The organism is Aeromonas sp. FDAARGOS 1418 (genome assembly GCF_019048585.1).
Lineage (GTDB): Bacteria > Pseudomonadota > Gammaproteobacteria > Enterobacterales > Aeromonadaceae > Aeromonas > Aeromonas caviae.
This window is the reverse complement of the sequence record NZ_CP077387.1, coordinates 1,823,105-1,848,640: the sequence shown is the minus strand read 5'-3', so window position 1 is coordinate 1,848,640 and position 25,536 is coordinate 1,823,105. Positions and strand designations below refer to the sequence as shown.

Here is a 25,536-nt window from a genome sequence, read left to right as displayed (position 1 = left end):
CTTAGCCGCCACCATGACCCCCTGCCACCAGGGGGTGAAGGAGCACGGCGATGGGCTCGGTTATCCAGGATTGCTGGCATGGGCGCCGGATCGGCACCATGCAGAAAGCGCCCCCTGCATCATGCAGGGGGGAGGGGCAGCATGAAAACCACGACAGATTTGAAATCGATATTTCAAAATGCCAAGTCGAACAAACATGGCGTAAACCACATCACAAAATCAATTACAATTAATTGATAAATAACGATATTTTATTTTATCGACCTTATATCAAATATCCATCAAGTGATCGCGATCACAATTACAAAACCCTATTCGTGAAATCGATTTCCCACTTTGTTGCATCGATCTATAGTGAGCCCAGCTTAATAACTGAGGAATGATCATGAAAAAAATCATGTTGTGCTGCTCTGCCGGGATGTCCACCAGCCTGCTGGTGAAAAAAATGCTGGTAGAAGCCGAAAAACGGGGCCTGGCTGCCGAGATCAAGGCTTTTGGCGCATCGGAGTTCGATGACCAGATGCCCCATTACCAGGTGGTCTTGCTGGGACCGCAGATCAAGTACATGCAACCGGAGTTGCAAGCCAAGGCGGCGGCTCACGGCATCAAGGTACAACCTATCGACATGATGGATTACGGCATGCAGCGCGGCGACAAGGTGCTGGACTACGCCCTCTCCCTGATTGGTTAAGCGTGCTCACAAGGAAGGACACACACTATGAGTTCACTCTATGGGATGCTGGTCAAGTTGATCGAACAACGGATCGGCCCATTGGCAGGAAAACTGGGCCAGCAACGCTATGTTCTGGCCATCCGTGACGGTTTTATTGCCGCGCTGCCGTTCATGATCGTCGGCAGCTTCATGCTGGTCTTCATTTTTCCACCCATCTCCAGCGAAACCACCTGGGGCTTTGCCAGAGCCTGGCTCGATTTTTCCAACACCTATCGTGCCGAACTCATGTTGCCCTTCAACATGAGCATGGGGCTGATGACGGTCTTCATCTCGGTGGGCGTCGCATCCAGCCTGGCCAAGCAGTACTCCCTGGACCCCATCACCACGGGCCTGCTGTCGCTGATGTCGTTCATGCTGGTGGCGGCGCAATATAAAGACGGCACCATCTCCACCCAGTATTTCTCCGGTCAGGGCATCTTTACCGCTCTTATTTGCGCCATCTATTCGACCGAGGTCTACGCCTGGCTCAAGCGCAACAACATCACCATCCGTCTGCCCGAGCAGGTGCCGATGGGAGTGGCGCGCTCCTTCGAGGTGCTGATCCCGGTCCTGGCGATTATCCTGACCCTGCACCCCTTCAACATGCTGCTGCAGGAAACCACAGGCATGATCCTGCCCGAGGCGATCATGTCCATGCTCAAACCGCTGGTGGCGGCTTCCGACAGCCTGCCTGCCGTCTTGTTGGCGGTGCTGTTGTGCCAGATCCTCTGGTTTGCCGGCATCCACGGCACCATGATCGTCACCGGCATCATGAACCCCTTCTGGATGGCAAACCTGGCCAGCAACCAGGCCGCATTGGCCGCCGGCCAAGCCATTCCCCACACCTTCCTGCCCGGTTTCTGGGATCATTTCCTCTTTATCGGCGGCGTGGGCTCCACCTTGCCACTGGCATTCCTGCTGATGCGCAGCCGCGCCGTACACCTGCGCACCATAGGACGAATGGGCGTGGTCCCCGGGTTCTTCAACATCAACGAGCCTATCCTGTTTGGTGCTCCCATCATCATGAACCCGGTCTTCTTCCTGCCCTTCATCCTGGTGCCGGTGATCAACGCCATCCTGGCCTGGTTCGCGGTGGATCTGGGTCTGGTTGAGAAGGTCGTGATGCTGACCGCATGGACCACGCCGGCCCCCATCGGCGCCTCCTGGGCGACCAACTGGGCCTTCAGTCCGGTCATCATGTGCTTCATCTGCATGGGGATCTCCGCCCTGATGTATTACCCCTTCGTGCGGGCTTACGAACGCACCCTGCTCAAGCAGGAAGCCGAGACGGCTGAAGCGGAAGAAGCCGCTAGATCAGAAAAAGCAGACACAATCACACCGATTCAGAGTCAGGCGTAAGCGCCAGGCGTGCGGGCGCCACGCCGCCTGCACGCCGGTCATCAAGAGGAAACTGCAATGCAATATACATTCCCCGAAGGCTTCTGGTGGGGTAGCGCCTCGTCGGCCGCACAATCGGAAGGAGCTGCCAATGTGGGCGGCAAGGCACCGACCATCTGGGATCACTGGTTCGAGACGGAGCCACACCGTTTCCACGGTCAGGTTGGCCCGGCCAACACCTCCACCTTCTACGATCGTTATCGTGAAGACATCACATTGATGGAACAGATTGGCCACAACAGCTTCCGCACATCCATCTCCTGGGCCCGGTTGCTGCCGGATGGCCACACCGTCAACCAGGAGGCCGTCGACTTCTACAACAAGGTTATCGATGAGCTGCTAGCCAAGGGGATCAAACCCTTCATCGGCCTGTTCCACTTCGACATGCCGATGTACTGGCAGGAGCAGGGTGGCTGGGAGAGCCGCGAAACCGTGGCGGCCTATGCCGAGTACGCAGCGCTCTGCTTCAAACTGTTCGGTGATCGCGTCGCCTGCTGGATGACCTTCAATGAACCCGTTGTGGTAGTGGAAGGAGGGTATCTGTATGACTTCCATTACCCGAACCAGATGGACTTCAAACGGGCAGCCCAGGTGGCCTATCACATGATGCTGGCCCACAGTCTGGCGGTGAAGCGTTATCGCACACTCTCCCTGCCCGGCCAGATCGGCATCGTCCTGAACCTGACCCCCTCCTATCCGCGCTCTTCAAACCCGGCAGACTTGAAGGCCTCGTTCATTGCCGACCTGTTCTTCAACCGTGCCTTCCTCGATCCTGCGGTGAAGGGGGTTTATCCCCAGGAGCTGATCGATATCCTGCGCGAGCACGATCAGATGCCCGTGGTGCAAAGCGGCGACTGCGAACTGCTGGCCGCCGGCAAGATCGATCTGCTCGGCATCAACTACTACCAGCCGCGGCGAGTGAAGGCACGCATGACGGCCATCAACCCGGACTCCCCTTTCCTGCCTGACTGGTTCTTCGAGAATTACGAGATGCCAGGCCGCAAAATGAACCCTTATCGCGGCTGGGAAATATATGAGCGCGGTATTTATGACATATTGATCAACCTGCGCGACAACTATGGAAATATCCCAAGCTATATCTCCGAAAATGGTATGGGTGTCGAAGGGGAGCACAGATTCATTGGTGAAGATGGTCAGGTAAAAGACGATTATCGTATCGACTTCATTCGCGGCCACCTCCAGTGGATTCATACCGCCATTGCCGAAGGAAGTAATTGCCGTGGTTATCACCTGTGGACCTTTATTGACAACTGGTCCTGGATGAATGCCTACAAGAACCGTTATGGATTCATCAGCCTTGATTTGGAAAGCCAGCAGCGCACCGTCAAGAAAAGTGGTGAATGGTTCGCCAACGTCTCTCGTAATAATGGATTTTAAGGAGTCATAAATGATGGATCTTGAAGAAGCAGTCATGGGCATCATCGTCAATGCCGGCCAATCTCGCAGTCTCTGTTTCGAAGCCCTGCGTCAGGCTCGTGCTGGCCAGTTCAGCGAAGCGGATGCCTTGCTGCTCCAGGCCACCGACGCGGGGAAGGCTGCCCATGCCGTACAAACCAAACTGATTGAAGCCGATGAGGGCGAAGGCAAGACCAAGATGACACTGGTCATGGTACATGCCCAGGATCACCTGATGACCTCCATTCTGTGCCGCGAACTGGCCACCGAACTGGTCGAGATCTATCGCCGCCAAGCCAGCTGATTTTAACTCATCGGATCGGGAGTCCGTGCTTTTGCCACCGTTATATACGGTGGCTTTTTTTATTCTGGTTATACCAGCCAGCCGTCATGTATTTCATACCTTTTTCAGGCAATTTCAAAAGTATGAAACTGTCATGACGCGATACCAGTATAAGTTTCAATATCTGTTTATGGCTATTCTGATGCTGCTTGTAGTCATCAATAAAACACTCATTAATAAACACACAGGAATGTGGATAATATGCGTAAACTTGGACTGATGTCAGTATTGCTGATGGCGGGAGGATTATATTCCACTCAGGCATCGGCATGGTGGTGGAGCAATCAGGATTGGCAGGTCTCTGATGGTTGGCGCAATGGCGGGTCAGAATTCGACTGCACCTGGCGCGCCGCCAACGTCTGGATGGAGTCCGGCATGGCCATCCTCCATGCGAAATCCGACAAAGGAAACAAGAGCTGCGCTGAGCTGCGAACCTACAACTACACCCGCAAGGGTCGTTATGAGGTGCAGATGCAGGCAGGATCGGTGCCCGGCACCATCAGCTCCTTCTTTACCTATACCGGAGATGCAGGCACCAGCTCTCACTATGAAGTCGACATCGAGCTGATGGGGGGCACCAACCTGCTCCATACCAACGTCTGGATCCAGGGGCGTCAGTATCCCCAGGACATCGACCTGGGCAAGTACGGTATCTCCATCTGGAACATGGAGCGTTACGCCTTCAACATCGACGAGGCGGGAGTCACCTGGCAGGTCTTCAGCCGCACCCAGAACAAATGGGTGAGCGTGCGCCGCGAGAGCCGCCCCGTCACCAGCTGGATGCAGACGTTTGTGAATAACTGGATCAGCGCCAACCCGAGCTTCCCGCCCAGCTCCTACAACGGCCAGCCCGTCTACGCCAAATACAAGTACGCCAATGTGACGCCCTGGGAGTGATCGCGATGGTCAACTAAATCCGGGCACACGGCGGCATACCCAAAACCGAAGACACAAAAAAGCCCAACTGAATAAATCAGTTGGGCTATATAGATGGCGGAGGAGGTGGGATTTGAACCCACGGATGGTCGCCCATCGCCGGTTTTCAAGACCGGTGCATTCAGCCGCTCTGCCACCCCTCCGCAGCAGTGCGACGCATATTACCCATGCCCCCAGCCCTTGTAAATCCCTACTCCGTTTGTTTGCCCATTTATTGGGCTATCTGGCGCACAAAACCGGCAAAACCGCTGCAAACCGTGCTTTTTCAAGCGGATGGCTTGACTTGAAAACAGACTCACCCACTATAGGGGCCACTACCACATCCCCAGCAAGATGGACTTATGAGAATCAAACATGCCCTGTTCGCCGCCCTGACCGGCGCGACCCTGCTTGCGGCGCCCGTGCAGGCGAGCGAGCTGACCAAGAGCGATGTCGAGCAGATCGTGCGCGACTATCTGGTCAAGAATCCGGAGATCCTGGTCGAGATGTCCAACGCCCTGCGTGCCAAGCAGGAGAGCCAGCAGGCCGAGAACGACAAGACGCTGATAGAAGCCCATGCCAAGCAGCTCTTCGCCAACCAGGATCCCGAGAGCGGCAATCCCAAGGGCAGCCTGACGGTGGTGGAGTTCTTCGACTACAACTGCGGCTACTGCAAGCGCGCTCATCCCCTCATTCAGCAACTGCTCTCTGAGGACAAGGAGATCCGCTACATCTACAAGCAGTTCCCCATCCTGAGCGAAACCTCCTACTACGCCGCCCGCGCGGCGCTGGCGGTGAAGCTCGGCCAGCCCGACAAATACCAGGCCTTCCACGACAAGCTGTACGCCCATCAGGGGCCCCTCTCCGATGAAGCCCAGGTGAAAGACGTCGCCAGGGCCGCCGGCGTGGACTGGAGCAAGGTAGAGGCGAAGATCAAGGACGGCAGCATCGATCAGAATCTGGGTACCAACCGGGCGTTGGCAGAAGCCATGGCCATTTCCGGCACCCCGGCCTTCATCATCGGCGATCAGATCCTGCGCGGCGCACCGCGGGATCTGGCCAGCCTCAAGGCCATCATCAAGGATGTCCGCGCCGGCAAGAGCATCCAGTAACCCGCGCGTTGTTCATGAAAAAACGCCCCGGCATGCCGGGGCGTTTTGCTATTCAGGCTGCAAACCATCAGGTCGCGAGAAGCTGTCAGCAAGGCGAAGAGCAGCGCAGGGACCCGAGTTGATATGAATAAATGAGGTTCCTGAGCAGCCCATGACCCGTGATCACGGCTTCGCAGCAGGGCCATAACCGTTCGGGTTCTGGCTTTGCCAGCGCCAGGTATCGATCATCATCTGCTCCAGACCCCGCTCGGCCTGCCAGCCCAGCTCGTCACGGGCCAGGGCCGGTTCAGCCCAGCACTCGGCAATGTCGCCGGGGCGACGGGGCTTGATCTGGTAGGGAATGGCACGGCCACTGGCTGCCTCGAACGCCTTGACCATCTCCAACACGGAATAGCCCTGACCGGTGCCGAGGTTATAGGTGAAGACGCCGGTATCACTCTTGATGCGGGCCAACGCTTTGAGGTGACCGATGGCGAGATCCACCACGTGGATATAGTCGCGCACCCCGGTGCCGTCCGGGGTCGGATAGTCGTTGCCAAAGACCCCCAGCTCCTTGAGCTTGCCCACGCCGACCTGACTGATGTAAGGCAGCAGGTTGTTGGGGATGCCGTTGGGATCTTCACCGATGAGGCCGCTCTCGTGAGCCCCCACCGGGTTGAAGTAGCGCAGCAACACGATGGCCCAGCGGGGATCGGATTTGGAGAGGTCACGCAGGATCTCTTCGACCATCAGCTTGGAGCGGCCATAGGGGTTGGTGGCGCTGGTGGGAAAATCTTCCCGCAGGGGGACCGAGGCCGGATCCCCATAGACGGTGGCCGAGGAGCTGAACACCAGCCGGAACACGCCGGCCCTGGCCATCTCTTCGCACAGCACCAGGGTGCCGGTCACGTTGTTCTGATAGTAGGTAAGCGGGATCTGGCCGGATTCCCCCACCGCCTTGAGGCCGGCGAAGTGGATCACGGATGCTATCTTGTGCTCGGCAAACAGCCGCTGCAGGCAGGCTCTGTCCAGAATGTCCCCTTCCACGAAGGTGACCGGCTTGCCGGTGATCCGCTCGACCCGTTTGAGCGATTCGGGGGAAGCGTTGGAGAGGTTGTCCAGTACTACGACCTGCTGCCCGGTACCAAGCAGCTCGACCAGGGTGTGGGAACCGATGTAACCGGCTCCCCCCGTCACCAGAATTGTCATTTTTTATCCCGTACTTTGCTGAAACTGGGGTTGAGTCTACCCGCACGACCCGTCCGGGAAAAGCTCGGGATACCAATGACGCCCGTCAGTACTCCAGGCTCACATCCCCTCTGGCGGTGCAGGAACAGGCCAGCGCCACCCCGTTCTCGAGGTCCTGCGCGCTCAGGGTCATCACGCTCTGACGCTCGATTTCGCCTTCCGTGGTGCAGCGACAGGCGCCGCACACCCCGGCGCGGCAAGCGGCCATCATGGTCTCCCCCGCCCCCTCCAGTGCAGCCAGCAGGGTCTGGCCAGGCAGTATCTTCACTTTCTTGCCGCTCTTTTTGAGGGTCAGCCAGAAGTGGTCGCTGCCGGCCGCAACTGGCGCCGTGCCCGATGTAGCAGCAGGCAGGCCGAACGACTCCTGATGCAACTGCCCGGCGGGCAGCCCGAGCCCGGCCAGCATCTCGCTCACCACCGCCATATAGGGGGCGGGCCCGCACAGATAGACGTGGCGGCTCAAGAGATCCGGCGCCAGTTCCTTGAGCATCCCCGGTGTGAGCCGGCCAACCCAGGGATGAGCCGTTGGCGCCTCTTCCCCTACTTTCTCCAGCACTAAAGCGTGGCGCACACCGGTATGCGCCTCGGCCAGTGAAGCCAGTTCCCTCGCGAAGATCACATCCCCGGGGGTTCTGGCGCTGTGAATAAAGCGGATATCGGCGTCCGGCAACTTGGCGAGCTCGTCCCGCAGCATGGCCCACATGGGGGTGATGCCGGAGCCGGCGCTGAGCAGCAGCGGCCGCTCGCAGGGGAGCGCGGTCAGGTGGAAGTCGCCGAAGGGTCCATCTACCCGGATCTCGTCCCCCACTTGCAGGCTCTGGTGCAGATGGTGAGAGACCAGCCCCACATCCTTGATGGTGACCTGCCAGAAAGGATCCTGCGGGCTGGAGGAGAGGGTGTAGGCGCGGCAGTGGGGCTTGCCGTCAATCATCGTGTGCAGGGTAACGCACTGGCCGGCCAGCACGGGGGGCAGGTCGCCAGCCAGAGGGACGAATTGCCAACTGGCCACGTCGTGGGTCTCTGCCCGGCGGGCTATACAGCGCAGGCTCAAAGAGGTGGAGGTCATCGCAAGGCTCCTCTTGCTCGGAAATTGCGTTGAAAAAAGGCGAGCCATCAGGCTCGCCAAAGGCTTACAACATGCTGAGCGTGTAAGGCTGTATCTTTGCTCAGGCCGCCAGGATCTCGGCGAGATCCGCGTCTGCCGTGGTGGTTCCTTTCAGGCCGAACTGCTCCTCCAGCACCTTGAGCAGGGCAGGGGTGAGGAAGGCCGGGGCAGTCGGGCCGGTGCGGATGTCCTTCACACCGAGCGCCAGCAGGGTGAGCAAAATGACGATGGCTTTTTGCTCGAACCAGGAGAGCACCAGGGTCAGGGGCAGATCGTTGACGCCGCACTCGAACGCGTCGGCGAGCGCCAGGGCCAGCTGGATGGCGGAGTAGGCATCATTGCACTGACCCACGTCCAGCAGGCGCGGAATGCCGCCGATATCGCCGAAATCGAGCTTGTTGAACTTGTACTTGCCGCAGCCCAGGGTCAGCAGCAGGCTGTCCTGCGGGATCGCCTTGGCAAACTCGGTGTAGTAAGCGCGCTCGGCACGGTCACCGTCACATCCCCCCACCAGGAAGAAGTGGCTGATTTCGCCAGCCTTGACCTTGTCGATCACTGCGGGAGCGGCCTGCATCAGGGCGTTGCGGGCAAAACCGATGGTGATGAAGTGCTCGAGCTCAGCGTGCTTGAAGCCTTCCAGCGCTTGTGCCTTGGCGATAACGGCAGAGAAATCTTCCCCTTCCAGGTGGGTCACACCGGGCCAGCCGACGATGGAGCGGGTGAAGATGCGATCCGAGTAGTTGCCCACGTTCGGGTCGATGATGCAGTTGGAGGTCATCACCACGGCGCCCGGGAAATTGGCAAACTCCTTCTGCTGGTTCTGCCAGGCGGAGCCGTAGTTGCCCACCAGGTGCGGGTACTGCTTGAAGAAGGGGTAGGCCAGGGCCGGCAGCATCTCGCCATGGGTGTAGACGTTGATGCCAGTGCCCCTGGTCTGCTCCAGGATGAGCTTGAGATCCACCATGTCGTGACCGGAGACCAGGATGCACTTGCCCGGTACCGGAGTGACGCGTACCTGGGTCGGCTCGGGGTGACCGAAAGCGGTGGTTTCACCGAGATCCAGCATCTCCATGATCTTGAAGTTGAGCAGGCCAATGTCCATTGTGCACTTGAACAGGGGATCCAGATCGCTCGGATCCGTACCGAGCCAGCTCATGATGCGGTGGAATTCGGCGGCTACCTCGCTGTCTTGCTGATCCAGCACCCGGGCGTGCTCCATGTAGGCAGCGGCGCCCTTGAGGCCGTAGAGACAGAGCAGGCGCAGCCCCATGATGTCTTCGTTGACCTCGTTCTTGCCGCGGTTGACCGCGGTCTGCGGTGCCTGGGCCAGCTGTTCCAGCAGCTCGCTACCCGGCTCGAAGCTGGCCGCGGCGGGCAGATCGCCAACATTCACGGCCAGCGGTGCCAGCTTGGCAGCCAGTTGCTGGCGATAGGCCAGCGCCTGATTGACATAGGCCACAATGCGGGCGGAGTCGAAGTTGACGTTGGTGAGGGTGGCGAAGAAGGCCTTGGGCACGAAGGCGTCGATCTCGCTGTCGACGATGCCGTGCTCGCGGGCCGCCAGGGCCCAGGCGCTGAGCCCTTGCAGGGTATAGATCAGCACATCCTGCAGGTCGGAGGTTTCCGCCGTCTTGCCGCACATGCCTTGTGCATAGGCGCAGCCGTTGCCTGCCGGGGTACGAATAGTCTGTTCACATTGCACACAAAACATCATGTCTCTCCTAATTGGACATTTCAGTTATCTGTTTTGTGGCGATTCTATTCCCCTCCTGGAAAACTTAATAGGCATTCAATTTACCAATTAACATTTAATTGATGCAGATCAAATAGAAAAAAGCCGCCCAAATCGGGCGGCAAGCGGGTGGGAAATCAAGGAGAGACAACTCGGGTTTGCAACAAAAGGGGCAATGATACGGGCCGGAGCATGGGCAGCCGGCCCCAGGTTCATCAGGCCAGATAGGCGCGCAGCATCCAGACCAGTTTCTCCTGCTGCTGCACATAGTCGGAGAGGATGGACGCAGTCCCTTCATCACCGGCATCGGCGGCCTGACCCAGGATGCGGCGCTGGGCGACCAGCAGTTCGCGGAAGCTCGCCAGCAGGGATTCCACGCAGGCACGACCGTCATGCAGCCCCTTCTGCTCGGGGATGGCAGACACCTGGATGTAGTCGCTGAAACTGTGCAGGGGCACGCCATCCAGGGTCAGAATGCGTTCGGCCAGGGCATCGACTTTCAGCAGCAGGTCGTTGTAGATCTCTTCGAATTTCAGGTGCAGCTCGAAGAACTGGTTGCCGCGGATGTTCCAGTGGAAGCCACGGACGTTCATGTAGAGGATCTGGTAGCTGGCCAGCAGCTTGTTGAGCTCGGCGGCCAGGGCTTGTGATTGAACGGTATCAAGACCAATGGGGCTCTTCATGATTCACCTCCAGGTGGTAAGCATTATCGGGAACGGAGTCAGCTTATCCAGAAGCAGACTCAAAGGACAATCGTCTGTGCCTTGCCGATCAATAGCGAGTGGCTATCGTCGGCAAAAAATGCACCGGCTTTCATTGCTCAAGTCGTTCGATATAGAGGATCACCTCGCCGAGATGAATGCCGAACTTGCTGATCTTCGCGCGGTTGATCAGGCGATCGTCGTCCAGCAGATACATCCAGTCATCAAAGCTCACCCTCACCACGCTCTCATCCGGCAGAGCCAGATCGAGTTGATAACGCCAATTGAGGGCAAAGCCCTCTGTCTTGCCTACCGCCTCCCCCACCACGTCTGAAGCCGTGCCGCGCCAGTGGCCATCCGCCCCCTTGCTCAAAAACCAGGTGCGGGTCTGCCGACGGCCATCATCGAAGTAGAACTGCTCGAACAGCTCCCCCTTGCCCTCTCGCCAGTGCCCCTGCATCTCGACCCGAAAGCGACTGGTCACTTCGCCGCTGCGGTCCGTCACCAGGCCGTGGGCCACCAGCTTGCCATTGAAGAAACGGGCGAGATCCCAACCCGGCCGGGAGCCGCGATAATCGTCAAGACCCGCGCCGCAACCAGAGAGCCACAGCAGGGGCAGCAACCAGGCAAGACGCCACCAGGAAGAGAATTTCATGGAATACTCCATCAGGATTGGCCGCGCAGGCGGCGGGTCAGAGCGGGATCCCGGCTGTCGTCAGTCAGCCAGATAGCAAGAAACGCGGGGGCGAAGGCGGGATCATCGAGAGAGCCAAGTAGGCGATCTCGCAACCAGAAGTGGCCCGTGCCTTGCTCGTCCACATAAAAAACCAGCTTGTCGCCGGGGGCGACATCCGGCCAGAGCGTGGCCAGTCGAGCCAGCCAGCGTTGGCGCTCACTCTCGCTGCCAAGGCCGAGCCGCTGCCACTCGGCGGCGGTCGCCTCCAGCAAATCCTGGCGCTCGATGGCCCTCGCGTAGGTAATGCTGAGGGCCTGCGGGTAGCGCCCCGGCTGATAGCGACCGCTCTCGCTGTAGAGGGTGGCGTCATAGAGCTTGAACCAGAGCCAGCGCATCTCCCCCTGTCCCACGGTGCGCAGCCCCTGCCAGGGGGCGGCAACACTCTGGGCGGTCGCAAACAGTGGCAGGCTCAAGACCGCCAGCAGCAGGCTAGTTCCACCCCATGTGCCAACGGGCGGGATCCTCCAGTTCATGCCAGTCCATCTCCTGTTCCTGCAGGGTGTTGATATCCTGCATCACCACGCTCGCCAGATGCCCCTGGGCATCGCGCTGGCAGGCCACCACCAGGTAGAAACGCTCGGCCAGCTCGCACTGGCCATCCCTGGTCCACTTGGAAAACAACAAGGTGTCGGTCGAAAAGGTGTTCATCTCGTCTCACCCTCCAGCTTGACCGTTACCCACAGGAGTACGGGTAACCACCACATCCAGATCACCGCCAGCAGCACTGCGCTTGTCCAGATGCCCCAGGGTAAGTTTACTGCCCCCATGGCGGCCCCCGCCATATAGGAGGAGGCCCCCCCCACCATGCCGAACAGCCCCTGTTGCCAGCGCGGCAAGGGGCGAAGCCAGGGAAGGCCGTGGGAGAGGGTCAGGGCGAAACCGCACCAGAGCAGCAACAGCCAGAGCGGAAAACCGGACGGGAAGTGAAACAGGCCGAGGCGCCAGAGCAGGATGTCGAGCAGGCAGCCTGCCAGGGCGACCGGGATGAGGCGCCAGTCCTGCCCACGGCGGGGGGAGAAGATGAAATGGAGCAGCAGCATCCCGAGCAGCGGGCCCGGTTGCTGCCATGTCACCGCCAGCAACCAGTAGAGGTTGAATCCCAGCAGGTGGGCCCACGGCCACATGATCAGCGACCGCTTGCCGGCAAGTCCCCGGACCAGCCATGGGGCCCCGGCTTGGCGGCCTCCAGTTGCACCAGGCTGATGGCCCGCTCCCAGAATCCCCCTTCACAGTAGGCGAAGTAGAAGTGCCAGAGCCGGATGAAATCCTGGCTGTAACCGAGTTTGGGCAGCTCCGGGGCCAGCGCCAGGAAGCGTTCGCACCAGTGGGCCAGGGTACGGGCATAGTGGTGACCGTGATCGTGCAGCCGTACCAGCTGCATGTCGGTCTCCCGCGCCAGCAGACCCGCCATCTGGGAGACGCAGGGCAGGCAGCCTCCCGGGAAGATGTAGCGCTGGATGAAGTCCACCCCGCGCAGATACTGGGCGTGACGCTGATCGGCGATGGTGATGGCCTGGATCAGCAGGCGTCCGCCGGGCTTGAGCAGGCGCGACAACTGGCGGAAATAGTCGGGCAGGAAGGCGTGCCCCACCGCCTCGATCATCTCGATGGAGACCAGCTTGTCATAGCGTCCCTCCAGCTTGCGGTAATCCTCCAGCAGCAAGGTGATGCGATCCCCCAGCCCCTCCCGCTCGATCCACGCCTTGGCATAGTCGTGCTGGGCCCGGGAGATGGTAGTGGTGGTGACCCGGCAGCCGTAGTGACGGGCCGCATAGACGGCGAGACCGCCCCAGCCGGTGCCTATCTCCAGCAGGTGGTCGTCCGGCCCAAGCTCAAGCCGCTCACAGATGGTGCGCAGCTTGGCCTGCTGCCCCTCCTCCAGGGTGGCATCCGGGTGGGGATAGATGGCGCTCGAATACTGCATGTGATCGTCGAGAAAGCCCTGATAGAGGGTGTTGCCAAGGTCATAGTGGGCGGCGATGTTGGCACGCGAACCGGTCAGGGTATTGCGATTGAACCAGTGGCGCACCTTGTTGAACGGGAAGCTGAGCCAGCCTAGGCGCCGTTCCAGGGCGTCGAGCAGCGGCAGATTGCGGGCCAGCAAGCGCACCAGTGCCACCGGCTCCGGGCTGGTCCAGAGACCCTCCACCCAGGTCTCTCCTGCGGCGATGCTTCCCCCCAGCAGCAGGCGGCGATAAAACGCCGGATCCTGCACCACCAGCTCGGCATGCAGGTCGCTGCCCGCCTTGCCGAAACAGTGGCACTCGCTGCCGTCGTGGAGCACCAGCTGGCCCTGCTCAAGGCGCGCCAGCAATTTGAGCAGCAGTTGCTTGGCCCCCTTGTCGATAAAAGAGGCAGAGAGGGTTGATTGAGCAAGTTCCATTAGCGGCTCTCCGAATGGGTCAAGAGTGGAATCGTTCGGTTGGGATGAACCCGCACCATGGGCTGCTGACAACACCAGGAAGCGGAATTAAACGGGTGTGTCAGCGTCACGGGCGGCTCTCCGGATGGGTGAAGACGGGGGTGCGTTTGATAAAAAGGCACAGGGCCTGCCAGTAGATCCCGAGCAGCACCTTCAGGGTCATCCAGGGCCAGCGAGCCAGCAGCGCCGCCAGCCCCTTGCGCGACAGCGGCGCGCGGCGCAGGGCCAGGGTGGCGTCAAACAGCTTGCTCTCACCTGATACGGGGTGGCTCTCGATATGGATCAGCGCCTCCTCTTTCGGCGCCCGGATGCGCCAGTGGTAGCGCATCCCCAGTCCCATGAAGGGGGAGACATGAAAATCCTTGTCATGGGGGGAGAGCGCCGCCAGATCCAGCAGGTAGTAGTGGCGCTCGTTCCAGGGGGTATTGGAGACCTCCGCCAGCAGGTAGCGGGTCTCCCCCGCCCGATCGCAGAAGTAGAAATTGACCGGGCTGAAATAAAACCCGAGGCAGCGCACGTTGCCAAGGAGCAGCACCCGCCCGCCGGGCTCCGCATCCCCCCCAAGGGCCGCCACCTTGTCCCAGACCGCCTGCTTGAGGGGCCCTTCGCTGCCCCGCAGATAGTCCTCGCGGCGAAACGAGAGCAATCCGGCCCGCTCCACGGCAAACCAGCGCCCCTGCTCAAGCCCGGGCAGTTCGTCCAGATCCAGCCCCAGCATGAAGAGGCTGTATGAAAAAGCGTGGGCCCTGGGGGCGAAGCGGCGATGGCGCACCGAGCCTTGCCAGATGGCGCTGATCCCCTCCCCCATTCCCTCGTCCCCTTGCGTCAAGGCCGCGGCGCCGCTCATAGCTCGGCCCCGAAGCGTCTGGCCACGTCCAGGGCGCTGCGCACCCCGTCCTCGTGAAAACCGTTGTACCAGTAAGCCCCGCAGAAGTGGGTGCGCTGATGGCCACAGATCTCGCCCCGTCGCTGCTGGGCGGCGATGGAGCCCTGATTGAATACCGGATGATGATAGACGAAACGGCGCAACACCTTGCTCTCGTCCACCCGTCCACGGGGATTGAGGCTGACGCAGAAGGGCGCTGGGGAGCTCACCCCCTGCAGGATGTTCATGTTGTAGCTCACCAGGGGGCGCGCCCCGTCATCCTCACCGAGCTGGTAGTTCCAGCTCGCCCACGCCTTGCGGCGCATCGGCAGGCAGGAGGCGTCGGTGTGCAGCCAGACGTCGTTGGCCTGATAGGGCATGTTCCCGAGGATGGCCCTCTCTGCGTCGCTCGCATCCGCCAGCAGGGCCAGGGCCTGATCGCTGTGACAGGCGAAGATCACCTCGTCAAAATGGGCCTCCTGCCCCTGGCTGGTGACCACGACGCCATCCGCCACCCGGCGCACCGCCTCCACCGGGGTAGCGAGGCGGATACGCGACTGCCAGCCCGCCGTGAGCGGCCCTATGTACTCTCGCGAGCCACCCGGGATCACATACCACTGGGGTCGGTTCGCCACCTCCAGCAGCCCGTGGTTGGCGAAAAACCGCAGGAAGAAGCTCAAGGGGAAGGCACGCATGTCCGCCAGGGTGGAGGACCAGATGGCCGCCCCCATGGGCAGGATGTAGTGGCGGGCGAAATAGTCGCTGAATTTCCCCGCCTGCAGGAAGTCCCCCAGGGTCAGCTCGGGGGTCAGCTCCCGCTGGCGATGCGCGGCCAGCCAGGCCCGCGCCTCCCGGTTGAAGCGCAGGATCTCGGCAACAAAGCGATAGAAGCGCGGGCTCAGCAGATTGCGGCGCCGGGCGAACAGGGTATCGAGGTTGTGGCCGTTGTACTCCATCCCCTCGGGACTCTTGACCGAGAAGCTCATCTCGGCGGGTTGGCGCCCTACCCCGATGCGCTCCAGCAATTTGAGGAAGTTGGGATAGGTGCGGTCATTGAAGACGATGAAGCCGGTGTCGATGGCATAGTGGCGCCCAGCCTGTTCCACCTCCACGGTGGCGGTGTGGCCTCCCAGGGTCGGCGCCGCCTCGAACAGGGTGATGTCATGCAGCTTGTGGAGCAGAAAACCGGCGGTGAGACCGGAGATACCGGAGCCGACGATGGCGATCTTTTTCTTCATGAAGGGCGTCCTTTCGAAACGAGTGTGCGGCCAAGGCGCAGCCAGAGCCCCGTCGGCAGAGCGCCGAGCAGGCGCAGCAGCCAGATGAAGCGACGGGGAAAGTGGATCTGATGGCGCCCGGCGGCAAGCCCCGTCATGATGGCGCGGGAAGCCTCTTCCACCGTCACCAGGCAGGGCATGGGAAAATCATTCTTGTCGGTGAGCGGCGTCTGCACGAAGCCCGGGCGGATCAGGGTCACCCCGATGCCCTTGCTGGCCAGATCCAGGCGCAGCGTATCCGCCAGATAATCGAGGGCCGCCTTGGAGGCGCCATAGGCCTCCGCCCGTGGCAGGGGCAGCCAGCTCACCGAGGAGCTGACGATGGCAAGCCGTGCACCCGCCCCCAGCCGCGGCAGCAAGGCGGCCAGGGCGTTGCCGGTGGCGATGAGGTTGGTCTCGATGACCCGGGCAAACAGGGCGCCGTCAAAGCCTTCTGCCGGATCCATGTATTCACAGTTGCCCGCATTGAGGATGAGCAGGTCGAGGGCGGGCAGGCTCGCGGCCACCCCGGCCGTGGCGGCGCTGTCGCGCGCATCGAATCGCAAAGGGGTGATCCCCAGGTCGGCCAGTGCCTGCAAGCGCGCCTCGTCCCGGCCACAACCCCACACCTGCCAGCCGGCGCGCCGATAATCCAGCGCCAGCTGGCGGCCGATGCCCGAGGTGGCCCCGGTGATCAGCACCCGGCCGCTCATGTCCCCAGCCTCCCCTTGATGGCCCGTACCACGGGCCCCAACAGCGGCAACTGCTCGTAGAGCATGGCCCCGAGATCGAAGTAGTCACGGTGCAGGCACACCTTGCCCCAGGAGTCGAACGTCAACCGGGTGGCCCCCTCCACCCTGACGGCCCGGCCACTGGCAATCCTGGGGTGGGAGAAGGTCATGACCCAGGCGAGCCAGGCTTCATTGCCCGACTGCTGCTGACTCGTTATCTCGAAACTGCACTGGGCAAGGCGCTCATATAGGGAGGAAAAGTAGCGGGTGAGCGCGGCCAGCCCCTCTATCCGGTGCGCAGGATCGATGAAGAGCACCTCATCGGCATAGACCTCCGGCAAGCGGTGCAACTGATGCTTGTCCAATTGCAGGTAGAGGATGACAAAGCGGGCCAGCGCGTCATTCATGCTAGTTTTTCTCCAGTTCGCGGAACATCTCGATGGCCCTCACCCGTGCAACGGCATGATCCACCATGGGGGCCGGATAATCCTGCCGCCCCTTGAGCCGCAACCAGTCGTGGGGCTCGTGGAGATAGGCAGCAGGCACATCCGCCAGCTCAGTGACCCAGGTACGAATGAACTCCCCTTGTGGATCAAATCGTTGCCCCTGGGTGGTGGGGTTGAAGACCCGGAAATAGGGCGCCGCATCGGCCCCTGTCCCCGCCGCCCACTGCCAGCCGCCATTGTTGGCCGCCAGATCCCCGTCGATGAGCCGACTCATGAAGTAGTCCTCCCCAAGCCGCCAGTGGATGTGGAGATCCTTGGTGAGGAAGCTCGCCACTATCATCCGCAGCCGGTTGTGCATCCAGCCGGTGGCGTTGAGGCAACGCATGGCCGCATCGACCACGGGGTAGCCGGTGCGCCCCTCGCACCAGGCGGCGAAGGCATCCGGATCCCAGCTCCACGGCAGGGCCGCCGTCTCCGGCTTGAAGGGGCGGTTCATGGAGAGGCTCGGGATCAGCACCAGCAAGTGGCGGTAGAACTCGCGCCAGATGAGCTCGTTGAGCCAAACGAAACCGGGTTGGGCCTTCGACTGGGGCCGGTAGCCGAGACGCTGCTGCAGCGCCCCCACGCACTGGCGGGCACTGATGATGCCCGCCGCCAGATAGGGGGAGAGCACGGAGGTGCCCGCCAGCGCCGGAAAGTCCCGGGTCTCGCCGTAATCGAGCACCGCCTGATCCAGAAAAGCGTGCAACCGGCGGCTCGCCTCGGCCTCCCCCACCGGCCAGCGGGTGTCCGGCGTCAGATCCCCCAGCCCGTCGTCCACCCACTCCCGCTCGGCCAGGGGCAGCCACGGCAACGGCTCGCCGCGTGGTGCGGGGGCACGGTGAATGACGAAGCCATCCTCCTCGAGAGCCTTGAGCCAGGCGCGGCTGAAGGGGGTGAAGACCTTGAACATCTCCCCCGACCCGGTCAGTACCCGACCGGGCGGCAGCACGCAGCAGCCGTTGAACCAGTGGCTGGTCATGCCCTGCTCCCCCAGCGCGGCGCTGACGGCGTGGTCGCGGCGCAGCTCGTCAATCTCGATGGCCTGGTTGGCGTAGAGCTGGCTCACCCCGAGATCCCGGCAAAGCGCCGTCAGCGCCGTCGGCACCTCGGCAAAGGTCTCGACCCGCAGCAGATGAAGCGGAATGCCGAGGGCCGCCAGCTCGCGGCCCATGGCATCCACCTGTGCCAGCATGAAGCGCTGGCGGACCGGGGCCAGCTTGTGTGTCTGCCACTGGGTCGGCGAGACGATGAAGAGTGCGGCGACCGGTTCATCTCCGGCGCAGGCGTGGCGCAGGGCCGGGTTGTCGGCCAGACGCAGATCGTTGCGAAACCAGACCAGCCTCATGACGGTGTTCTCCCGCCCTTGCCCTTCGCCTTGGCAGTGCGGGGCATCGCACTGACCTCTGCCAGGGTGGCGTGCCAGTTGCGGGCACGCCGCCACGGCTCATCGTAGAGGCGTCCCAGCTCGCCAAAGAAGCGGGTACCCGCAGGCCATTCGGCGGCCTGGTCCTGCTTGCCGAGCCCGGCCCCCAGCAGGATCAGCCAGAGGGGAGTGGCGCGCCCCTCCAGCAGGGTGGCATGGCGGGGCTCCACCGCCCCCAGCAGTTGCACCTCATAACCCTGACCGATGAGCTCATACGCAGCCCAGACCAGATCCAGCGGCCCCACCTGCCCCCAGCTTGCCAGGGTGACGGGCACGCCTTTCTCCTGCTCGATGAGGTGGCGGGCGAAGCGGGTATGCAGCCAGCCGAGCCACACCTGTTGCAGCAACTCGCCATCGGGGCGCTCGCGCCACAGCCCCAGCAGCCGCTCCACCAGGGGCTGCAGCACCCGGCTGCGCACCAGCTCGAAGGGGTAGCTCGCCAGCAGATCGCCAAGCTCGGCCTCCGCCTTGCGCTGGTTGAAAGCGAGCAGCGCCTGGCTGAACTGCTCCAGGGTCTGCTGCCAGTGATCGCTCACCGGCGCACTCTGGGGCTCGCTCAGCAGCCCCTTCACCTGACCTATGCTCACTCCCCGCTCCAGCCAGCTCAGGATCTCGCCTATCTGGCGGATATCCTGCTCGCTGTAGAGGCGATGGCCCTTCTCGGTTCGGGCCGGTTGCACCAGCCCGTAGCGGCGCTGCCAGGCGCGCAGGGTGACGGCGTTGACGCCGGTGAGGCGGGAGACCTCGCGAATGGGGTAGACGCCCTCGTCGGGGAGAGGTGCGGCTGCTTGTGATTCATCAGACATGAGAGAGTCCATCAGACGTTGGGAAGAGGCCCCGGTCATCCACCAGGGCCTGCACAGAGGGTTCAGAGCCCGTAGCGCAGCTTGAGCGTGTCGGGATGAAGGTCGAGGTAGGCCTGATCGGCCAAATCCAGCCACACCTTCACAGCCCGTAACGCAATTTCAGCGTGTCGGGATGGGGATTGAGGTACACCTGCTCGGCGAGATAGGGGTTCGGGTACTCGCGCAGGTAGTGGCGGATCAGGGTAAGGGGCACCAACAACGGGAAGACCCCGGTGCGGTACTTGTCGATGGTGTCGCACAGCTCCTGCTTCTGGGCCGGGGTCAGCACCCGCTTGAAGTAGCCCTGCAGGTGCATCAGCACATTGGTGTGGCTGCGGCGGTTGGCCCGCAGGGTCAGCGCCGCCATCAACCCCTGGATGTAGCTGTCGGCCACCTCCTGCAGGTTGGCCTTGCCAAGGTTGGCGAGCAGGCGCCCCAGCGCCCGGTAGTGGGTGGTGGCGTGGGAGAGCACCAGGTACTTGTAGCGTGAATGGAAGCGGATCAGGGCTGAGGCGGTGATCCCCCGGGCGCAAAGCTGCTGCCAGTCGTGGTAGGCGAAGACCCGCAGCACGAAGTTCTCCCGCAGGATGGGGTCGCACAGGCGGCCATCTTCCTCCACCGGCAGCAGGGGGTTGGCCTCCATCAGCGCCTTGGCAAAGAGGCCGACCCCCTCCTTGGCGCTCCCCTCGTTGTTGGCGCCATAGATGCGCACCCGCTCCATGCCGCAGCTGGGGGACTTGGCGCAGAGGATGTAGCCGGAGAGGAAGTCGAGCTGGCGTGCCTTCTGCTCGCTGAAGGCAATCAGCTTGTCGGTGATGTCGAAGCTGCCGTTGCTTGCCTCGGCCCGCACCTCGCCCTGGCGTTTCACCAGCCGGATGGCGGCGCGGGGTGCGCCCAGGCCAATGGCCATCTCGGGGCAGACGGGGTGATAGTCGAAATGGGCACCCAGATCCCGTTCGCAGAAACTGGATCGTTTGTGGCCCCCGTCGAAGCGCACTTCCTGGCCGAGCAGACAGGCACTGATACCGACCTTTATCTTGTACATGATGAATCCCCTTGTATAAGCCTTGAGTAAGTTATAGCAGTTATACAAAAAATTGGAAGCTGTATAACTATTGCGAACTGATACGGCCAGGGGGCGGCGGGCGGATCAGCCCCCATAAAAAAAACCCATGACCGAAGTCATGGGTAAAGGTGAAGACCCTGCAGGAAGGATGATCAGAAGCTGTATTTCACACCCAGGCTGGAGATGGAGCCTTTTTGCAGATCCCAGTTGCGATAGGTGTAGTCGGCGGTGAGGGCCAGGTTCTGGGTCAGCTTGTACGCCGCCCCCGCCTTGAAGTCGTGCATGTCGTCGGTCATGTTGGCGTAGCGATAGCCGGTGGAGAGCTCGACGGCGCCGATGTCGTAGCGCAGGCCCACTTCTCCGTAGAGGCTGCCGCTCTTCTTGCGGGCCAGGGTATCCCAACCGGAGTGGTTCACGTCGGAGGCCAGCTCCCGTTCCAGGCTGTAGCCCATCAGGCCGGTTTCACCGTAGAGGTTCAGGCCGGTGCTGAGGGGGGTGTAGACACCCATCCCCAGGCTGGAGATGGCCATGCTGTCGTTGCCGCTGCTGCGGGAGGTGTATTCGCTGCCGATCCGGCCATAGACATTGCTGGTGAAGCTCTTGGAGAGATCCAGGCTCAGGCCGCCGAAGTCGCGGTTCTCCCCATCCTTGCCACCGATGTAGTCAGACTTGGTGTGGGCCCAGGTGGCAGAGCCCTTGGCATAGCTGAAGGCATCTTGCGCCAGGACGGAGGTGGAAGAGAGACCGGCCAGAACCAGAACAGACAGTGCGATCTTTTGCATTTTGTTGACTCCATGGGTTGAGTTAGGCGGACCTAACTGGAATGGAGCCATTGTGACGGGCAAAGGGGGGAACGCCGAGGGGCAAGCTGTTGCCAAACCATGTCAGATGTAAGCGGATATTGCTGGCGGTTACCGGTGCAACACTCTGCGGGGGAGCGAGGGCTCCCCCGCCGTCATCCTAGCGGAACTCCACCTCGTCGATCTGCACCCGCACCAGCGGCTTGCCGGTGAGGCCGGCGGGTCGTGCCAGCTCGATGGCCCGGGAGGCGCGAGCCTCCCCCTTGCGCAGGTAGGAGTCAGGCAGGCGGTTCTCCCCGACCCAGAAGCGCACGGGCTCGCTCGAGAGCTGCACCCCGTCGGCGCTGAACAGGGTCAGGCTGCCGTTGACGCGCACCACGTTGCGACTGCCGGTGTTGCTCACCACGAACTGCAGGCTGAGGGGATCGTCCCCCGCCACCTGGTCCAGCTTCACCGTGATGCCGTCCCGGGTCGCCTGGGAGAGCAAGTCGGGATGGGCCATGGCCTGCTCGGTCAGCACCGGGGCCACGACACTCGCCGTCACTGCCTGACCGGCTACCGTGGCTGCCGGCTTGACCAGCAGGTATTCCCAGGTGGAATCGTCATTGAGTTGCACCTGGCGACCATCCGGCAAGGTGATCTGATGCAGGGGAGCCGCCTCGGCCAGCAGAGGGCACAGACAGAGGGCGACCAGCAGTCGGGAGAGGGGTTTCATGGGCAGGCACTCGATAAAGGATGCGAAGGGGGCAGTATAAAGAGTCGCGCCCTCCTTGCCTATGACCCCCCTCACGTTACGCACCGGCTCAGATGACCAGGGGGTGGGGATCCTCCAGCGTGGCCAGATCCAGGGTCACCAGATCGAACTGTGCACTCCTGAGGGCCTTCTGGATGGTGGGCTGCATGTCGAACACCAGGGCCCGCAGCCGTTCGGGCACCCGGATCCTCGCAAGGGTGGTGACCCTGTCACCCAGGGTATGGAAGAAGACCTGGGCTCCCCCCAGCCCCATGTCCACCAGCATCTGCTCGGCCATGTCGACCATCCGCAGGTGCCGCCTGTCCAGGGAGGTCATATCGACAAACCGCCGGCTCAGGCAGGCCTCCCCCACGTCTCCCCAGAGCGCCAGTTGCCGCTGGTGAAAGCCGTAGCGAAAATCCCGGTTGGTCATCCCCTGCTCGGCAAAGATCCAGAGGGTGTTGGCGGGCAGGCTGTGGAATCGGCGCAGGTACTCCCGCTTCTCCTCCACCGAGGCCGACATCAGCAGCGGCGGGCCCTCTTCATGTTCGAGCTGCTGGCAGAGGTAGCGCACCGGGTCGGTCACCTCGGCGAGGTGGCCCAGGTGGGCGCTGAAGATCATCTCGTCGGTCTTGAGCACCTGATGGGGGATGCCGTAGTGCCGGCAGTAGCGCTGTGCCCTGGCCACCGACTGGCGGCTGAGGGTGGGGTTGTCCAGGGTGATGGCGCGAAATCGCACCCCGCTGGCCCGGCACAGATCCATGCTGTAGCAAGATTCCAGTCGGCCGGAGAAGGAGACAAGCAGTTCGCTGTAACCGGCCAGGGTGTTGATGAGCCTCTGTTCCCTGGCTTGAAAGGTCTGATCGTATCCCCGATGCAGCGCAACGACATTGGCATCCATAACAACAACTCCGGATGATGAACTGGATACCATTTTGCCCGCACCAAGCTGAATATACACTTAAAGAGCATGGATAAAGCTGTACGTTATTTGCTCCAAGTCAACGCTTCCCCCACTTTTTTCGCTGCGAAGCGAAACTGGCTCCCCTCAGGCAGGCAACAACCCCTGATCGATCAGATGCGCCCGGCACCGGGCCGGATCGGTGAAGATCAGCCCCCGCAGACCGAGCGCCTCGGCCGCCGCCACGTTGGCCGGGCTGTCATCGATAAAGAGGCACTCCTGCGCCGTCAGATCGAAGGAGACCAGCAGATAGCGGTAAATGTCGGGCTCGGGTTTGAGCATCCGTACCCGGGCCGACACTACCTTGCCGCTGAAGAAGCGCCAGAAGGACTGATGCTGCTCCAGCCAGTCGATGCTGGCCTGCCCCATGTTGGAGAGGGCATAGAGGGGGTGGCCTGCACCGTGCAATTCTTCGATGAGCGCCACCATGGCGGGATCCGGCACAAGGGAGGACGGCACCGCCTGCAAGATGGCCAGATTCTCCGCCATCGACAGGCCGGTGCGCCCCTGCGCCTGACGGGCCATGGTGTGCAGGGAGAGGGTCCCCCTGTCCACCTCCAGCCAGTCCGGGTGGTTGAACAGCTGCTCCGCGATCGCTGTCGCCCCCTCGGGTCCGCGCACCCCACTCACTATGGCCACCGGATCCCAGCGCACCACCACCCTGCCCAGATCGAAGATCACCGCCATCGTCTCGTCCCCTCTATGTGTTGTTGCCACGGATGTGGTCACGGCGGTTGCCACAAACAGGGACCAGAACGACGCTCACTCCCCCTCGGCAACCCGAGCCACCACCCTGCCCCGTTCAACGCCCCCGGGCAAGTTTTACTTGCATCGCATCGCCAAATCCCTTAATGGTTATGGCGTTACATTCAGGACACGCCCATGAACACACCATTCTTCTTTGTTTTCTCGTTTACCCGGCCCACATGAGGGAAGGCCCGTCGTCACGTGAACCATTCGCGTAAACAGAAACCAAAGACGAATCGAGCCTCCCCAGCGGAGGCTTTTTTTTGCACCACACACCACAGAATCACTGGATAGGGAACCACCATGGCAACGCTCGACGAGATCAGACACGACATCACCCAGTTGGATCAGGAGCTGCTCGCCCTGCTGGCCAAACGCAAGACCCTCAGCATCGAGGTCGCCCGCGCCAAGCAGGCCAATCCCCGTCCCATCCGTGACCACCAGCGCGAACAGGACTTGCTGGTCGCCCTGATCCAGAAAGGGCGCGCCCTCGGACTGGATGCCCAGTACATCACCCGCATCTACCACACCATCATCGAAGACTCCGTGCTCTCCCAGCAGGCCTACCTGCAGAGCCTGCTCAATCCCCAGCAGCAGGAGCCCATGACCAGCGTCGCCTACCTGGGACCGCGCGGCTCCTACTCGAGCCTGGCCGCCCGCAAGTACCTGGCCCGCTACAAGGATCAGGTGATCGAGGTGAACTGCCAGAACTTCCGCGAGGTGCTGGACACCGTGGAGTCGGGCCGTGCCGCCTTCGGGGTGCTGCCCATCGAGAACACCAGCTCGGGCTCCATCAACGAGGTGTACGACGTGATGCAGCACACCACCCTCTCCATCGTGGGTGAACTCACCTATCCCATCGAGCACTGCATCCTCACCGCCGTGCCCACCGAGCTGTCCCGCATCAAGACCTTCTACGCCCATCCCCAGGTGTTCCAGCAGTGCTCCCATTACCTCAGCAAGCTGGAAGGGGCACGCCACGAGATCTGCGACTCCTCCTCCAGCGCCATGATGAAGGTCAAGGAGCTGGCAAGCCCGGAAGCGGCGGCCATCGGCAGCGCCGCCGGCGGCGAGCTCTACGGCCTGGACGTGCTGGCCGAGCAGCTCGCCAACCAGAAGGAGAACTACAGCCGCTTCATCGTGGTGGCGCGCAAGCCCATCGACGTGGCGCCCCAGATCCCGGCCAAGACCACCCTCATCATGTCCACCTCCCAGAAGCCGGGCTCCCTGGTGGAGGCGCTGCTGGTGCTGCGCAGCCACGAGATCAACATGACCAAGCTGGAATCCCGTCCGGTGCAGGGCAACCCCTGGGAGGAGATGTTCTACCTGGATGTCTCCGCCAACCTGCAGACCCCGGCCATGCAGGCCGCCCTGCTGGAGCTGACCAAGATCACCCGCTACATCAAGGTGCTGGGCTGCTACCCGAGCGAAGACGTCAAGCCGACCGCCGTGCCGCCCGTCTTGATGGGAAGCTGATGGGAAGCGGATCCCGCCCCTGCCACATAAAGGCGAGCCCCGGCTCGCCTTCGTGCTCTCTGCGCCCTCCCCGTGAGACGCGGCCCAGTCCCGCCCTTCCCTTCCGGCGTTAAACCGCCCTCCACCCCCTTCCTCGTGGACCCGGGATCCTGGCGCGGCTGTCTTTCCACTCACCATCAGGCCATCTTCCTCCCGTTGCGGCCCCCTTTTGCCGCCTGCCGGGCCTCTCTATCGTTTGGCTTTATTTAACGACATGGCTATATCGTTAGATTTCCCTAAACAAAAAAGGCCGCCATTCCGGCGCCCGGGCGCCTCTTGTACTACCT

General features: G+C 61.9%; 27 protein-coding genes, 1 tRNA gene and 1 other annotated feature. Of the genes, 7 read left to right on the top strand and 21 right to left on the bottom strand.

Features of this window, described 5'->3' with window-relative positions:
- Positions 1-385 precede the first annotated feature (385 nt).
- From I6L48_RS08915 to I6L48_RS08895, 5 genes are all read left to right on the top strand, one after another.
- Positions 386-691 (top strand): PTS sugar transporter subunit IIB, encoded by a 306-nt coding sequence (locus I6L48_RS08915; RefSeq protein WP_010673339.1) that lies wholly within the window; start codon positions 386-388, stop codon positions 689-691.
- Positions 692-718: 27 nt separating this feature from the next.
- Complete coding sequence (locus I6L48_RS08910; RefSeq protein ID WP_010673338.1) at positions 719-2,071, top strand: PTS cellobiose transporter subunit IIC; 1,353 nt, start codon at positions 719-721, stop codon at positions 2,069-2,071.
- 57 nt (positions 2,072-2,128) lie between these two features.
- Entirely contained in the window at positions 2,129-3,508 is a 1,380-nt protein-coding gene (locus I6L48_RS08905) for a glycoside hydrolase family 1 protein (RefSeq protein ID WP_216987982.1), read from the top strand.
- A 10-nt stretch (positions 3,509-3,518) separates the two neighbouring features.
- Positions 3,519-3,830 carry a PTS lactose/cellobiose transporter subunit IIA gene (locus I6L48_RS08900; RefSeq protein ID WP_010673336.1) on the top strand — a complete coding sequence of 104 codons (312 nt, stop codon included), beginning with the start codon at positions 3,519-3,521 and terminating at the stop codon, positions 3,828-3,830.
- Positions 3,831-4,070: 240 nt separating this feature from the next.
- Positions 4,071-4,766 carry a family 16 glycosylhydrolase gene (locus I6L48_RS08895; RefSeq protein ID WP_201894489.1) on the top strand — a complete coding sequence of 232 codons (696 nt, stop codon included), beginning with the start codon at positions 4,071-4,073 and terminating at the stop codon, positions 4,764-4,766.
- A gap of 94 nt (positions 4,767-4,860) precedes the next feature.
- Here I6L48_RS08895 and I6L48_RS08890 read toward each other — a convergent pair.
- Positions 4,861-4,948 (bottom strand) — tRNA-Ser (locus I6L48_RS08890).
- 198 nt (positions 4,949-5,146) lie between these two features.
- Between I6L48_RS08890 and I6L48_RS08885 the strand changes: the two genes are divergently transcribed.
- Positions 5,147-5,896 (top strand): DsbA family protein, encoded by a 750-nt coding sequence (locus I6L48_RS08885; RefSeq protein WP_039041345.1) that lies wholly within the window; start codon positions 5,147-5,149, stop codon positions 5,894-5,896.
- Between the two features lie 162 nt (positions 5,897-6,058).
- Here the strand turns inward: I6L48_RS08885 and galE are convergent, their stop codons facing one another.
- The 20 genes from galE to I6L48_RS08785 all read right to left on the bottom strand — a co-directional run bounded on the left by galE (position 6,059) and on the right by I6L48_RS08785 (position 23,674).
- A complete protein-coding gene (gene galE / locus I6L48_RS08880) occupies positions 6,059-7,084 on the bottom strand; it encodes a UDP-glucose 4-epimerase GalE (protein ID WP_104454618.1) in 1,026 nt (341 codons plus the stop codon).
- An 85-nt stretch (positions 7,085-7,169) separates the two neighbouring features.
- Complete coding sequence (locus I6L48_RS08875; protein WP_216987981.1) at positions 7,170-8,189, bottom strand: hybrid-cluster NAD(P)-dependent oxidoreductase; 1,020 nt, start codon at positions 8,187-8,189, stop codon at positions 7,170-7,172.
- 100 nt (positions 8,190-8,289) lie between these two features.
- Complete coding sequence (gene hcp / locus I6L48_RS08870) at positions 8,290-9,939, bottom strand: hydroxylamine reductase (protein WP_216987980.1); 1,650 nt, start codon at positions 9,937-9,939, stop codon at positions 8,290-8,292.
- A gap of 236 nt (positions 9,940-10,175) precedes the next feature.
- Positions 10,176-10,643: a Dps family protein gene (locus I6L48_RS08865; protein ID WP_010673329.1), complete on the bottom strand. Its 468-nt coding sequence runs from the start codon at positions 10,641-10,643 to the stop codon at positions 10,176-10,178.
- A gap of 130 nt (positions 10,644-10,773) precedes the next feature.
- Positions 10,774-11,316, bottom strand: a complete 543-nt coding sequence (locus I6L48_RS08860) for a DUF3833 domain-containing protein (RefSeq protein ID WP_080768134.1) — start codon at positions 11,314-11,316, stop codon at positions 10,774-10,776.
- A gap of 11 nt (positions 11,317-11,327) precedes the next feature.
- Positions 11,328-11,870 (bottom strand): chalcone isomerase family protein, encoded by a 543-nt coding sequence (locus I6L48_RS08855; protein ID WP_198497811.1) that lies wholly within the window; start codon positions 11,868-11,870, stop codon positions 11,328-11,330.
- Positions 11,827-12,045, bottom strand: a complete 219-nt coding sequence (locus I6L48_RS08850) for a TIGR02450 family Trp-rich protein (protein ID WP_010673326.1) — start codon at positions 12,043-12,045, stop codon at positions 11,827-11,829. Before I6L48_RS08850 ends, I6L48_RS08855 begins: the two co-directional genes overlap by 44 nt.
- Positions 12,042-12,521: a DUF2878 domain-containing protein gene (locus tag I6L48_RS08845; RefSeq protein WP_216987979.1), complete on the bottom strand. Its 480-nt coding sequence runs from the start codon at positions 12,519-12,521 to the stop codon at positions 12,042-12,044. Before I6L48_RS08845 ends, I6L48_RS08850 begins: the two co-directional genes overlap by 4 nt.
- A 2-nt stretch (positions 12,522-12,523) precedes the next feature.
- Entirely contained in the window at positions 12,524-13,780 is a 1,257-nt protein-coding gene (locus I6L48_RS08840; RefSeq protein ID WP_216987978.1) for a cyclopropane-fatty-acyl-phospholipid synthase family protein, read from the bottom strand.
- 106 nt (positions 13,781-13,886) lie between these two features.
- Entirely contained in the window at positions 13,887-14,666 is a 780-nt protein-coding gene (locus I6L48_RS08835) for a DUF1365 domain-containing protein (protein ID WP_216987977.1), read from the bottom strand.
- Positions 14,663-15,922, bottom strand: a complete 1,260-nt coding sequence (locus I6L48_RS08830; protein WP_201996112.1) for an NAD(P)/FAD-dependent oxidoreductase — start codon at positions 15,920-15,922, stop codon at positions 14,663-14,665. Before I6L48_RS08830 ends, I6L48_RS08835 begins: the two co-directional genes overlap by 4 nt.
- Positions 15,919-16,653, bottom strand: coding sequence for an SDR family NAD(P)-dependent oxidoreductase (locus I6L48_RS08825; RefSeq protein ID WP_216987976.1), 735 nt, complete (start codon positions 16,651-16,653; stop codon positions 15,919-15,921). Before I6L48_RS08825 ends, I6L48_RS08830 begins: the two co-directional genes overlap by 4 nt.
- Entirely contained in the window at positions 16,650-17,078 is a 429-nt protein-coding gene (locus tag I6L48_RS08820; RefSeq protein ID WP_216987975.1) for a nuclear transport factor 2 family protein, read from the bottom strand. The genes I6L48_RS08825 and I6L48_RS08820 overlap by 4 nt, the downstream gene beginning before the upstream one ends.
- 1 nt (position 17,079) lies before the next feature.
- Positions 17,080-18,504, bottom strand: a complete 1,425-nt coding sequence (gene phrB, locus I6L48_RS08815) for a deoxyribodipyrimidine photo-lyase (RefSeq protein ID WP_103255036.1) — start codon at positions 18,502-18,504, stop codon at positions 17,080-17,082.
- A complete protein-coding gene (locus I6L48_RS08810) occupies positions 18,501-19,388 on the bottom strand; it encodes a MerR family transcriptional regulator (RefSeq protein ID WP_216987974.1) in 888 nt (295 codons plus the stop codon). Before I6L48_RS08810 ends, phrB begins: the two co-directional genes overlap by 4 nt.
- 139 nt (positions 19,389-19,527) lie before the next feature.
- Complete coding sequence (locus I6L48_RS08805) at positions 19,528-20,472, bottom strand: DUF523 and DUF1722 domain-containing protein (protein ID WP_216987973.1); 945 nt, start codon at positions 20,470-20,472, stop codon at positions 19,528-19,530.
- Positions 20,473-20,645: 173 nt separating this feature from the next.
- The gene (locus I6L48_RS08800; RefSeq protein ID WP_039041374.1) at positions 20,646-21,275 is read right to left on the bottom strand and encodes an outer membrane beta-barrel protein; all 630 of its coding nucleotides are present in this window, start codon (positions 21,273-21,275) and stop codon (positions 20,646-20,648) included.
- 178 nt (positions 21,276-21,453) lie between these two features.
- A complete protein-coding gene (locus I6L48_RS08795; RefSeq protein ID WP_216987972.1) occupies positions 21,454-22,008 on the bottom strand; it encodes a DUF3157 family protein in 555 nt (184 codons plus the stop codon).
- 88 nt (positions 22,009-22,096) lie between these two features.
- The gene (locus I6L48_RS08790) at positions 22,097-22,960 is read right to left on the bottom strand and encodes a hypothetical protein (protein ID WP_161957722.1); all 864 of its coding nucleotides are present in this window, start codon (positions 22,958-22,960) and stop codon (positions 22,097-22,099) included.
- A gap of 114 nt (positions 22,961-23,074) precedes the next feature.
- The gene (locus I6L48_RS08785; RefSeq protein ID WP_216987971.1) at positions 23,075-23,674 is read right to left on the bottom strand and encodes an HAD family phosphatase; all 600 of its coding nucleotides are present in this window, start codon (positions 23,672-23,674) and stop codon (positions 23,075-23,077) included.
- Positions 23,675-23,865: 191 nt separating this feature from the next.
- Positions 23,866-23,999 (top strand) — a sequence feature (Phe leader region).
- 38 nt (positions 24,000-24,037) lie between these two features.
- Between I6L48_RS08785 and pheA the strand changes: the two genes are divergently transcribed.
- On the top strand, positions 24,038-25,210 hold the full coding sequence (gene pheA / locus I6L48_RS08780; protein WP_103244400.1) for a prephenate dehydratase: 1,173 nt from the start codon (positions 24,038-24,040) through the stop codon (positions 25,208-25,210).
- The last annotated feature ends 326 nt before the right edge of the window (positions 25,211-25,536 follow it).